The sequence below is a fragment of the Lacinutrix sp. MEBiC02404 genome (assembly GCF_053601575.1).
Genome location: NZ_JBSHNV010000220.1, coordinates 1 through 11,918, shown reverse-complemented (window position 1 = coordinate 11,918; position 11,918 = coordinate 1). Strand labels below are relative to the sequence as shown.

16 protein-coding genes are annotated in these 11,918 nt (G+C 32.6%); 8 read left to right on the top strand and 8 right to left on the bottom strand.

The features are described from left to right. Positions 1–17: 17 nt before the first annotated feature. Positions 18–347, bottom strand: a complete 330-nt coding sequence (locus tag ACVCXO_RS14545) for a HesB/IscA family protein (protein ID WP_452230318.1) — start codon at positions 345–347, stop codon at positions 18–20. A 270-nt stretch (positions 348–617) separates the two neighbouring features. Between ACVCXO_RS14545 and thiL the strand changes: the two genes are divergently transcribed. Further along, a complete protein-coding gene (thiL, locus tag ACVCXO_RS14540) occupies positions 618–1,670 on the top strand; it encodes a thiamine-phosphate kinase (protein ID WP_452230317.1) in 1,053 nt (350 codons plus the stop codon). Here thiL and ACVCXO_RS14535 read toward each other — a convergent pair. From ACVCXO_RS14535 to ACVCXO_RS14525, 3 genes are all read right to left on the bottom strand, one after another. Continuing rightward, positions 1,661–1,879, bottom strand: a complete 219-nt coding sequence (locus tag ACVCXO_RS14535) for a hypothetical protein (RefSeq protein WP_452230316.1) — start codon at positions 1,877–1,879, stop codon at positions 1,661–1,663. The two genes, thiL and ACVCXO_RS14535, sit on opposite strands and share 10 nt — an antisense overlap. A gap of 67 nt (positions 1,880–1,946) precedes the next feature. Continuing rightward, positions 1,947–2,213 (bottom strand): DUF1660 family phage protein, encoded by a 267-nt coding sequence (locus ACVCXO_RS14530; protein WP_452230315.1) that lies wholly within the window; start codon positions 2,211–2,213, stop codon positions 1,947–1,949. Between the two features lie 64 nt (positions 2,214–2,277). Continuing rightward, a complete protein-coding gene (locus ACVCXO_RS14525; protein ID WP_452230314.1) occupies positions 2,278–3,051 on the bottom strand; it encodes an alpha/beta fold hydrolase in 774 nt (257 codons plus the stop codon). Between the two features lie 72 nt (positions 3,052–3,123). On the opposite strand from ACVCXO_RS14525, the gene brnQ reads away from it, so the two are divergent. The 5 genes from brnQ to ACVCXO_RS14500 all read left to right on the top strand — a co-directional run bounded on the left by brnQ (position 3,124) and on the right by ACVCXO_RS14500 (position 7,129). Beyond that, entirely contained in the window at positions 3,124–4,425 is a 1,302-nt protein-coding gene (brnQ, locus tag ACVCXO_RS14520) for a branched-chain amino acid transport system II carrier protein (protein WP_452230313.1), read from the top strand. 10 nt (positions 4,426–4,435) lie between these two features. Then, complete coding sequence (locus ACVCXO_RS14515; protein WP_452230312.1) at positions 4,436–5,275, top strand: helix-turn-helix domain-containing protein; 840 nt, start codon at positions 4,436–4,438, stop codon at positions 5,273–5,275. 412 nt (positions 5,276–5,687) lie between these two features. Further along, complete coding sequence (locus ACVCXO_RS14510; protein WP_452230311.1) at positions 5,688–6,248, top strand: carboxymuconolactone decarboxylase family protein; 561 nt, start codon at positions 5,688–5,690, stop codon at positions 6,246–6,248. 40 nt (positions 6,249–6,288) lie between these two features. Further along, positions 6,289–6,675: a hypothetical protein gene (locus ACVCXO_RS14505; protein WP_452230310.1), complete on the top strand. Its 387-nt coding sequence runs from the start codon at positions 6,289–6,291 to the stop codon at positions 6,673–6,675. Positions 6,676–6,865: 190 nt separating this feature from the next. After that, complete coding sequence (locus ACVCXO_RS14500) at positions 6,866–7,129, top strand: hypothetical protein (protein ID WP_452230309.1); 264 nt, start codon at positions 6,866–6,868, stop codon at positions 7,127–7,129. Between the two features lie 17 nt (positions 7,130–7,146). Here ACVCXO_RS14500 and ACVCXO_RS14495 read toward each other — a convergent pair whose 3' ends face one another. Together ACVCXO_RS14495 and ACVCXO_RS14490 are read right to left on the bottom strand one after the other, a co-directional pair. Continuing rightward, a complete protein-coding gene (locus tag ACVCXO_RS14495) occupies positions 7,147–7,398 on the bottom strand; it encodes a hypothetical protein (protein ID WP_452230308.1) in 252 nt (83 codons plus the stop codon). Then, a complete protein-coding gene (locus tag ACVCXO_RS14490) occupies positions 7,379–7,624 on the bottom strand; it encodes a hypothetical protein (RefSeq protein WP_452230307.1) in 246 nt (81 codons plus the stop codon). Before ACVCXO_RS14490 ends, ACVCXO_RS14495 begins: the two co-directional genes overlap by 20 nt. Positions 7,625–7,865: 241 nt before the next feature. Here ACVCXO_RS14490 and ACVCXO_RS14485 point away from each other — a divergent pair, with 241 nt between their 5' ends. After that, complete coding sequence (locus tag ACVCXO_RS14485) at positions 7,866–8,390, top strand: transposase (RefSeq protein ID WP_452230306.1); 525 nt, start codon at positions 7,866–7,868, stop codon at positions 8,388–8,390. A gap of 466 nt (positions 8,391–8,856) precedes the next feature. Here the strand turns inward: ACVCXO_RS14485 and ACVCXO_RS14480 are convergent, their stop codons facing one another. Next, complete coding sequence (locus tag ACVCXO_RS14480; protein WP_452230305.1) at positions 8,857–9,513, bottom strand: hypothetical protein; 657 nt, start codon at positions 9,511–9,513, stop codon at positions 8,857–8,859. 169 nt (positions 9,514–9,682) lie between these two features. Between ACVCXO_RS14480 and ACVCXO_RS14475 the strand changes: the two genes are divergently transcribed. Continuing rightward, positions 9,683–11,011, top strand: a complete 1,329-nt coding sequence (locus ACVCXO_RS14475; protein WP_452230304.1) for an aspartate kinase — start codon at positions 9,683–9,685, stop codon at positions 11,009–11,011. 9 nt (positions 11,012–11,020) lie between these two features. On the opposite strand, the gene ACVCXO_RS14470 is transcribed toward ACVCXO_RS14475, so the two are convergent. Next, complete coding sequence (locus ACVCXO_RS14470) at positions 11,021–11,662, bottom strand: hypothetical protein (RefSeq protein WP_452230303.1); 642 nt, start codon at positions 11,660–11,662, stop codon at positions 11,021–11,023. Positions 11,663–11,918 lie beyond the last annotated feature (256 nt).

The following is an 11,918-nucleotide window of genomic DNA, read 5'->3' as shown; positions in this document are numbered from 1 at the left end:
GGAAGATTTAGATTGGCTTATAGCGAAAAAGATTCGCCACAACCACAAGTTCTATTCGCATTCGGATTATTAAATACGAAACCTGTTCCGTTTAATCCTCCCGAATACTCTAGTGTTGTTCCTATTAGGTACAAAAAGCTTTTTTTGTCGACAATGATTTTTACATTGTTGTCTTCAAACATTTTGTCTTCTTCTTGCTTTTCTTTATCAAATTTTAAATCATAAGATAAACCAGAGCAACCTCCACTTTTTACACCAACACGAACGTAGTCTGTTACTGCATTATAGCCTTCGTCCGTCATAAGTTCTATAACTTTCTTTTTAGCTGTTTCTGAAACTTTTATCATATTATTAAATAGATTATTTCTAAATAGACTGCAAATATACAATATAAGTCATGGATTTCCATATAAGCTTACATTATATTAGTGATGTTTTTATAAGAAAAATCTATTGCTAGATATCGGCTAGTTTGTTAACGTATAAAGCATCTAAAAGCTATAAATGAAAATGATTAATTGGGTTTTATATGGATTTGAAACTTGTGCTAATTTTATTGTTTCTTTTTTCATTGAAAAATAACTACGCATTAAAAATAAGCTTCTTATTTTTGCAGCATGATAGAAGATAAAAATCAACAACGTACCGCATTAAGTGATTTAGGAGAATTTGGACTAATAGACCACTTAACTTCGCAGTTTGAAGTTTCACATAAATCCACCATTAAATCTATTGGAGATGATGCTGCGGTTTTAGAGTTTACAAATAAACAAATAGTGGTTACTACTGATTTATTAGTAGAAGGCGTACATTTTGATTTAAGCTATGTACCTTTAAAACACTTGGGGTATAAAGCGGTTGTTGTTAATTTATCGGACGTTTTTGCTATGAATGCAAATGCAACGCAAATTACAGTTTCTATTGCTGTTTCTAACCGATTTCCATTAGAAGCATTGGAAGAATTATATGCGGGAATTGCAACTGCAGCAAAAATTTACGATGTGGATGTGGTTGGTGGAGATACCACTTCATCTACCTCCGGATTATTAATTTCTATTACTGCTATTGGTGAAGTAGAAAAAGAAGATGTTGTGTATAGAAGTGGTGCTAAACCTAATGACTTGCTAGTTGTAACTGGTGATATTGGTGGTGCTTATATGGGATTACAAGTTTTAGAACGCGAAAAACAAGTGTTTTTGGTAAACCCTAATAGCCAACCAGATATGGATGCGTATTCCTATATTATGGAAAGACAATTAAAACCGGAAGCTAGAAAAGATATTATTAAACTTTTTAAAGATTTAGAGGTAAAACCAAGTGCTATGATAGATGTAAGTGATGGCTTATCTTCCGAAATTATGCATTTATGTAAACATAGTAATGTTGGTTGTGATTTGTATGAAGACAAATTACCATTAGATCCTCAAGTTATTTCTACTTGTGAAGAATTCAATATCGATAGTACAACGGTGGCACTAAGTGGAGGTGAAGATTATGAATTGCTATTTACACTTTCGCAAGAAGACTACCCGAAAATTAAAGCAAATCCTAATTTTACGGTAATTGGTTATATGACAGAACCAAACGTAGGAATGCATTTAGTAACTAGAGGAGAAACTAAAATTCCTTTAAAAGCACAAGGATGGAACGCGCTTAACGATCAAGAATAAGTCTCTTTTCGTTTTACCTTTTTATAATGCACACTTTTTAAAACAGAATTAATCTTTTTAAATTTAGGTGTAAGTGGTGTTAAGTTACCATTAGCACTGGTGGTCATTTGTTTTTTACAATGTTTGCATTGATATTCTTTCACATGCGCTGTGATATCTTTTGAAACTTTAAAATCATGACCAAAAACGCTACAATGAATAGTGTTCATAGAATTTAATTAGCTAGTTTAGAGTTAACTAAGCTAATAGATTTTATTCGGTCTATTAAATAAGTGACTAGTTAATCGACGAAGCGTAAGATTTTTCCTGTAAACGTGATATTTTCCTGTTGTAAATACGTTCTAAGACAGAATTAATTTGTTCAAATTTAGGAGTAAGCGGAATTAAATTACCATTACTGTTAGTCGTTAATTGTTTTTTGCAATTAGCACATTGGTATTCCTTTACATGATAGGTTACTTTTTTGGAAACTTCATATTTGTGTCCAAAAATGTTGCAAACTAATTTTGGAATAAAAGCTGGTTTGATGGTAGGTGTGTTCATTTTATTAGCGTTTGGTTATAGTAAACGTAATAAAAAAAATAACATAAACGGTGAAACGCATGATTTATTCGATGAAATGCATTATTTCATTCAAAAGTAGGATTGGATTTTCTATATGACTCATATGTCCTTCGCTAAAAACTATCGTATTAATTTGGGTGTCTTTAGTTTCTTTAATTAACTTTTCTCCGTTTACTACAGGATCATTTTTCCCTATAATGATACTTCTTTTTCCTTTTAAAGATTGAAATAGCTCTTGTCTGTCTGGTCTTAATCGCATACCTTCTTGACAAGCAATATAACCTTGAACTGGAGTTTTTAGGGCTTCCTTCAAAGCAGCGTCAAATTCCGTTTTATATAATGTCTTACTTTTTTCACTAAATAAATTAGCAAAAGACATACGTACCATATTATTAAAGTTGGTTTGTATCATCTTGTTGGCTCGAGCACGAAGTAGTTTACGTTCTTCATCATCTGCTTCGTAGGTAGAATTCATTAAACATAAACCCTTTAGATTTTCTGGGTTTTTTTCGGCGAAAGCCAAAGCAGCATAGCCACCCATAGAATGACCAATCATATAATACTTGCGCAATCTTAAATGTTTTAAAACGGTAAGAACAGCTTCTGCCATTTCTTCCATAGTATGTACATATCCTAAGCAAGGTGTTTTTCCGTGACCCAATAAATCGATGCAGATTACTCGGTTTCTTTTGGTTAATTCGGGTAATAGACCATTCCACATCGTGCTGTTTTCTAAAAACCCATGTAATAATATTATAGCAGTGCCTTCTCCTTGATCTGCGTAAAAAACATTAATACCTTTGTATTCTAAAATCATATTTAAACTATCTTCGACAAAGATAAAGAGATTGCTGCCGTTAACAAGAAAGACCAAATATTATTAGCTAAAATGAATAAAACTAAAGAATTATTAATTACAAGTTTCGCCTTGTTTTCGTTATTTTTTGGAGCAGGGAATTTACTCTTGCCTCCACTTTTGGGTTATAATGCGGGAGGAAATTGGTTTTGGGTAACTCTAGGTTTTATAATAACAGCCGTTGCAATTCCTATAATAGGTATTTATGCACATGCTAAATTGCAAGGTACTTTGTATGATTTTGGTAAAAAAGTATCGCCTACTTTTAGTCTTATTTATTGTGTCCTTATATATATTATTGCCGTCGCAATTCCTTCACCACGTACCGCAGCAGCAACACATGAAATTGCAATACATCCAAACTTTGGAACTTCGCCATTACTAACCAGTAGTATTTATTTTATTTTGGTATTACTTTTTGCATTAAACCGCTCTAAAATATTAAACCTTATTGGTAAATATCTGACACCATTTATAGTTCTTATGTTGCTTTTGGTAATAGGTATTGGTTTGTTTTCTGCACAAATGATTCCGAACCCTTCGCAATTTGAAGCACCACTTGTTAACGGGATTTTAGAAGGGTATCAAACCTTTGATGCTATTGGAGCAGTAGTGGTTGGTGCCGTAATTATTATATCTATTAATTTAAGAACCAATGCGTCTTTTGAGGCTAAAAAAGATCTAATTAAAAAATCTGGTCTCCTCGCAGGATTGGGCTTGTTTGTTATTTATGCGGGACTAATTGCTGTTGGTGCATTTTATGGATCAGAAATAGATGTAAATAGTGCATTAAGTAGTGATATGCAACGTGCAAATCTGTTAACAGGAATTAGTAAAAAAGCATTAGGTACTTTTGGTAATACTATTTTAAGTGTGCTAATTGCGTTGGCATGTTTTACAACTGCAGTAGGAATTGTAACAGGAACAGCAGATTATTTTAAAGGCTTAATTAAAAATTCGCAAACGGTTTATGTAATTTCGGCAGTAATTGCTTGTGTCATTGGTGTGGTAGTTGGTCAGTTAGATTTTAATTCCATTATTGTTATTGCATTACCAGTCTTATTATTTATTTATCCAATAACTATTGTATTGATTTTATTAAATGCAATCCCAAATAAATTTGCTTCCAAGGCGGTATTCCGAATAGTCGTTTTAGTAACCTTTATTTTTAGTATTCCAGATGTGCTTAATTTTTTAAGTCCGTCAGACGATTTAACCCAAGTAATTTCAAGTATTCCATTTGCAAATCATAGTTTAGGTTGGGTGTTGCCAGCTTTTATTGGATTCATTCTGTTAAATCTCAAAACTTTTACGACTAAAGCCACATCTAACTAATAGGCGAAGCATGGCAGAACAAGACATAACAAAGTATTCCTATAAAGATGTATTTTCTTTAAGTGTTGTACAGTTTGAAAAAGCCTGCGTTTTTAATAAACCAGAGCAAATCGATGCCTATAATATCTATTGGATAAAAAAAGGAAAAGGGACCTATAACATCGATTTTGAAAGTTATAATTTTCAAGATAATGTGCTGTTCTTTTTATCTCCCGGACAAGTGTTTTCCGTAGATTCTGAAAAAATTCAAGAAGCCTATAAAATATCTTTTATTAAGGATTTCTACTGCATTCAAACACATGATAAAGAAGTCGCTTGTAATGGCGTTCTTTTTAATAATGTATACGAAACCCCTTTTGTAAAACCTTGTACCAGCGATACGCAAAAGCTTCAGTTTATACTAGAAGGTTTAATCGAAGAGTTTAAAACCAACGAAGCTGCGCAATATGATATGCTGCAAACCTATTTAAAACAATTCATTATTCATGCGGTTCGCGTTCAAAAAGAACACCTTACTATTAAGGAAGACACAGAAACCAAACTTTTTAAAGAGTTTAGCGTATTGGTTGAGCAAAACTACAAGAAGTTGCATGCAGTAACCGATTATGCCAATAGATTAGCGATCTCTCCAAAATCCTTAACCAAACATTTTAATAAAATGGGAAGCCAGACACCCAGCGATTTTATTAAAAATAGAATCATTTTAGAAGCCAAACGACAATTGATTTATTCCAATGAATCCGTGAAGCAAATTGCATACGATTTAGGATTTAACGACGCCGCGTATTTTACAAGATTCTTCAAAAAAGCAGTATTAAAATCACCACTTCAGTTTAAAAAAGAACATTAGTTTTTTTGGCGTGACCATAAAGGTCAGGCTGTACATTATATCTTTTTTTGCCATATATGGCAGCAAAAAAAGGATGCCACTTCCATCCTTCACGCAATGATTACCGATTCGAAACCCAATAAAACCTAGCAAAAACAAGGTTGTCCAAGCATAAGGAACTTTTGTCCATTTTTTCAAGCGTATTGCTGTTGCATCTTTGCAGTGTAATTAATTAGTAACATTAAAAACGCAACCAATATGAAAACAACAGAAAATAAACAATGTCCAAATTGTTGGGGATTTCAAGAATATGATGAAAAGCAACCCGATAACAAAATTTGCGATTGCGCAAAACCAGAGTAAAACAAAACAAGAATAATTAAAGTAAATATAAATAAGAACCCTGCCTTCGCAGGAATATAAAACAAATATTATGAGCACAAGAATTGAAACATTAAATCCAGAAACAACCACAGGAAAAGCTAAAGAATTGTTTAATGCAGTACAAGACAAATTAGGATTTATTCCAAACTTAATTAAAGTATTTGGTAATTCACCAGCAACCTTGCAAACCTATTTAAGTTTAGGCGAGTTAACAGGAAGTGGAAATTTTAGTAACAAATTTAGAGAGCAATTAGCATTAGCAATTGCCGAAGAAAATGCATGTAACTATTGCTTATCTGCACACACAGCAATTGGTAAAATGAACGGTTTAACCGAAGAGCAAACAGAATTAAGCAGACAAGGTATTGCTGCAGATGCTAAAACGCAGGCAGGTTTACAATTTGCACAAGACGTAACAAAAAATAGAGGACAAGTTTCTACAGCGGCTATACAGGCGGTAAAAGAAGCAGGTTATAATGATGGTGATATTTTAGAAATCGTGTTAAACGTAGTTTCTAATACACTTACCAATTATGTAAACCATATAGCAGAAACCGAAGTAGATTTTCCAAGTGTAGAAACAGGGAAATTCACAGTAACAAGCAATTAATAAATCAAAAAAGTAATAACAAATTAGAAAGCACAAAATCATGAAAAATTTATTTATCGCAGTATTTTTAGTAGCATTTTCAATCACAGCTACCGCGCAAGACAAAAGGACTAAAAGTACAACAGCAACAACGGTTGCGTTAGAACAAACATTAGGGGAGTTCACCCAAAAAGAATTAACACTTAAAGAAGGTACCTATGTATTTCAAGTTTCTAATAATAATGCCGCACCAGAAGTTGGTCTCGTTTTAATAGAAGCAGGAAAAGATGGAGCAGATCCTAAAAACCATATTGCAGATGCTTATGTTTCTCAAATGGTAAAACACGGTAAAACAGAATCTTCAAAAGAAGTAACACTTACCAAAGGAACATACCAATATTTTTGTCCTTTTAATAAAACACCACAATATACTTTAACCGTAGAGTAGTGGTTTGATTAATAGTTTTTAGTGTAAAAGCGAGCTTTAGTAAAGCTCGCTTTTTTTGTTTTCTTTTTCAGGTTTTGCGATATTGATTTAAAATTTAAAGTCATGAAAAAAATCATTTTAAACGTATTCTTTATTTGTGTTTGTTTTCTTTCTTATGCGAGCCATACACCAAAAGTTGGCGATGTATTAATTGTTTAAAGCGCCTTCCTGTCAGTTTTATAATCATATCTCATTTCCGCAATTAAATATATTAGTAAAACGCGGTAAACTAGCGAGCTATAAGTCCGTCATTGGTAATGAAGTTGTGGTAGAAGAAGTGTTTACAAAAAAGGATAAAACCTATGTCGTTTTAAAAAAGAAAGATGGTACCAAGTTTTTCGGACTGTATATAGATGTAAAAGCGAATTACCAAAATGCTATGGATTTTGGTGAGTTGGAGTTGTTGAAGCCTTAGTGTTAGGTCAATGTTGTTTACTGCCACTGTTGGTGTTTTTCATCAACAGTGATTTTTGGAATGTTATTGCTAGTGTTGATGTTTTCCACCAGCATGTATAATATGAGTTTCTTGCCGCTGTTGGTGTTTTTTACCAACAGTGTATTGTCAATGGAAAGAGTAATTCTAAAGAGTAATATAGTTTCTATAGATTTGTCGGTGAAAAACACCAACAAAGGCGAATGGTGTTTATCATCATTTGTGTTATTGCTACTGTTGGTGTTTTTCACCAACGGTAATTTTTGGAATGTTATTGCTAGTGTTGATGTTTTCCACCAGCATGTATAATATGAGTTTCTTGCCGCTGTTGGTGTTTTTCACCAACAGTGTATTGTCAATGGAAAGAGTAATTCTAAAGAGTAATATAGTTTCTATAGATTTGTCGGTGAAAAACACCAACAAAGGCGAATGGTGTTTATCATCATTGGTGTTATTGCCACTGTTGGTGTTTTTCACCAACAGTGATGTCTAGATTTATAAGAGAAATTCAAGAGATGTAGTTTAATCTTCCATAAGTTTGTTGGTGAAAAACACCAACAAAGGCGAAATAAATAAAAGGCGGTTTTAAGATTATTCCCAATGTTGGTGTGTGTCATCAGCATTTAAAACTACTATTTCACGGAATCAATCTAGTTGTTTTTTTTATGACAAAATTGGTGTTTTTCACCAACATATATAATATAAATTTTAAGCTAAAATGGAATTAAAACCTATTAAAATAGAAGATTGTCCGCAGTTTTATACTGCTTCTATTTTAAATAGTAAACACCTTTTAAAGCCTGAAAAGTACAAGCAAGTATTAATAGAATCCTTAAAGTATTTAGTTAGCCAAAAACGAGTCATTGTATTTGGTTATGTAATTATGGACAATCATATTCATATTGTTTGGAAACCAACATTATTGTATTCATTAAAACATACACAGCTAAGTTTTATGAAATTCACTGCACAGCGAATTAAAAGAGATTTAGAAGAAAATCATACGAATGTTTTGCGCTTTTTTTTAGTGGAGGCAAAAGATAGGAATTACCAGTTTTGGAAACGAAACCCTTTATGTGTTGATCTTTATAATAATCATATTATTGAACAGAAATTAAACTATATACATCAAAATCCAGTAAAAGCGGGAATATGCGAAAATCCTGAAGATTATAAGTATTCGTCTGCAAAATTTTATAAAGAATTAGGAGATGAATTTGGTTTTTTAACAGATTACAGATAATTTTATTATTAATGTTTTTTAAGTTTTGTTGAGTAAAATTATGTTTTCTGGCAACAGTGTTTGCCGCTGTTGGTGTTTTTTACCAAGAGTTTATTGTCAATGGAAATAGTAATTCTAAAGAGTAATATAATTTCTATGGATTTGTCGGTGAAAAACACCAACAAAGGCGAATTGCTAGTGTTGCTGTTTTTCACCAGCATGTATGATATGAGTTTTTTGCCGCTGTTGGTGTTTTTACCAACAGTATTGTTTCGGATCTTAATATTATGTTTTCTGGCAACAGTGTTTGCCACTGTTGGTGTTTTTCACCAACAGTTTATTGTCAATGGGTAGAGTGATTCTAAAGAGTAATATAGTTTCTATGGATTTGTTGGCGAAAAAAGCACCAACAAAGGCGAAACAAATTATAGGTGGTTTTAATATTGTTCTTGCCAATGTTGGTGTTTTTCACCAACATTTAAAACCATTAATTCTTCAAGTTCTTAATTACCGAAAACGCCTTATCCACCACATGATCTTCTACTAATACTGTAAATTCGTTGGTGGTAGAAACTACTTCGTAAATCGGAATGTTTTCCCAGGCCAAACGCTTAAAAATCTGATAGTATAAACCAGATATTTTAGAGTTGTCTTTTGGTAAACGCACACTAATTGCAGATAAACCTTCTTGAATTCCTAGTTGGTTCTCGTCTGCAAAACATTTTAAAATTGCCTTTTTTTCCGAACTAGAAATAATGATATTACTTTCGTAAATTCCTCGAGTGAAGGCGTAAAAAATATCTTTATTCGTTTCTACTTGGTCTAAAATTTTGGTATGACTTTGTATTAGGGTTTCCGAATTCTGAAACGTAAAATCACTCAAATTAGAACGTACCGTTATATCTCCTAATTTTTGTAATGTACTTTTTAGTTTTAACGAATGACGCAAGGTATTCGGTGTGTTGTATCTTCGTAAAGCCATCATAATTGCTCCAGACTTTACCGGTTTTCCTAACATAACACCAATTGGCGCGTTTAATTCTTCGGCTAAAGCAGAGTAGTTAATGATACTTCTGGATAAAGCTTCTTCTAAAAAAGGCTGCGTGATCAATATATCTTCCACGCAAGAGGCAATAGTTTTCATAAGCAGAACGGTATTTATTTGTGTTCTTCTGTCATTCCGAACTAGATACGGAATCCATTAAATAGATTGTTAATTATTTAACAATTTGTGTAAAAATAGTATAATTTTTTCATTTTTATGGCTATCAAGAGCTTGCTTTGTAGTTTTACTTTATAAAATAGAAAGCAATATGTTGGTATTAAAATTTGGAGGAACTTCTGTCGGATCGGTAGAAAACATGATTCATGTAAAAGATATTATTAATAACGGACAACAAAAAGTGGTGGTTTTATCGGCAATGTCGGGAACTACAAATGCTTTAGTTAAAATTTCAGAGTACATTAAAAACGGAAACGTAGACGAAGCATTAATTGTTATAGATGCCCTTAGAAATAATTATCATAAAACCATTGAAACCTTAATTGCAAAACCGCAGTTACAACAAGAAGTTCTTGGGTATGTAAATAATGTGTTTACAGCTTTGGAAGCATTAGTGAATAAGAGATATGATGTTTTGTTATATAACCAAATTGTGGCGCAAGGCGAATTGTTGTCTACTTTTATTTTTAGTCGTTACTTGCAGCAAGAAGGAATTAATGCATCTTTATTGCCTGCTTTAGATTTTATGCGAATAGATAAAACCAACGAGCCAGATAACTATTATATACAGCAGAATTTAAACCGAATTATTTCGGAAACTCCAGATGCTGAGATTTACATCACACAAGGTTTTATTAGTCGGGATGCCGAAGGTAATGTTGCAAATTTACAACGTGGCGGAAGCGATTATACAGCAACAATTATTGGCGCAGTTTTAAAAGCGGAAGAAGTACAAATCTGGACGGATATTGACGGATTTCATAATAACGATCCCCGATTTGTAGAAAATACCAAAGCCATTTCAAATCTGTCTTTTGATGAATCTGCAGAGTTGGCCTATTTCGGAGCAAAAATTTTACATCCGCAAACTGTTATGCCTGTTAGAGCATTGGATATTCCTGTACGATTAAAAAACACCATGTCTCCAGCATCTTATGGAACCTTAATTACAAACCAAATTCATGGCGAAGGAATTAAAGCAATTGCCGCTAAAGATGGTATTACGGCTATAAAGATTAAATCGGCTAGAATGCTACTGGCACATGGTTTTTTAAAGAAAGTATTCGAAATCTTTGAGCGCTATGAAACGTCTATCGATATGATTACTACTTCCGAAATTGCGGTGTCGTTAACTATTGATGATACTAAGCATTTGGAAGCTATTGTAGACGAGTTAAGTAAATTTGCAGTTGTAGAAGTAGATGATCACATGAGTATTGTGTGCTTGGTTGGTAACGCAATTATTTTTCATGCAGACACGCCAAATTTATTTCAAATTTTGCAAGATGTTAGCGTGCGTATGATTTCTTATGGAGGAAGTAATAACAATATCTCCTTATTAATTAATACAAGTGATAAAGTGGAAACGTTAAAGAAGTTACAGCGCTATGTTTTTGAAAATAGTGGCGTTGTGGTTTAGTGTTAGCTACTATTGGTTTTTTGTGCCAATCCAAACCGTGCCTTTTGTTGTTCTATAATGTGTGATTTTATCGTCGACACGAAGTATAGGATTTCTTTTTAGTTGCTTTTTATACCATTTTTGCATTGCGTAGTAATCTTTATTAGAGGCATATACTTCTGCGGTTTCTTCTATGTCTTCAGTGGTGAAATTATGTTCGTCTAAAGCATAAATCCATTGAAAAGCATCTAACTCATTTTTTAGTTTTCCATAATTTTGCGTAGGCATTGATTTTTGTTTTTCTGGACGATAATACGTAGTATCATAAAAGTTTAAAAATCCATCTATTGCACAAACAACCTGTGAGTTTTCTATAAAAGGTTCGTTTAACCAAATAGCTAAATAATAAGGTTTGTCTATTGTTTTTAGTTGCGTTTCCCAATGGTTGAAAATGGCTACTAAGCTTTGTAAAATAAGTTTTCGAGCTTTTCTTTTTGGTTTCGGAATCGCTGCTCCTGTAATAGAAATCTCCCCGAATGGACGAACCCAAACTTTTTCGTAATTTCTTTGGTAACGTGCTATATATTTTAAATCTAAAGGAAGACTATCGTTTTTCCATTTTTCGATGTCTTTAAAAATACGATTGTGTCCTCTTAATTTTTTCGTTTTCATTTGAAGGTCTTTTTTAAATTTATAAACGGCGTATCATAGCGCTTTTCAAATGTAATAGTTAGATGTCGAAAAAAAAAAGCGAACCGTGAAGCTCGCTTTTTTTTTATTAAATAATATGTCTAGTCCTAAATAATCAATACAGATTATTAAAGATTAAAAATAATTAATTAAACCTGAACAATAGATTTATTGTTCAGGTTTTTTGATTTATATGTTTTTCTTTTTAGAATATTTTGTTGATGCATTTTCTCAGGTG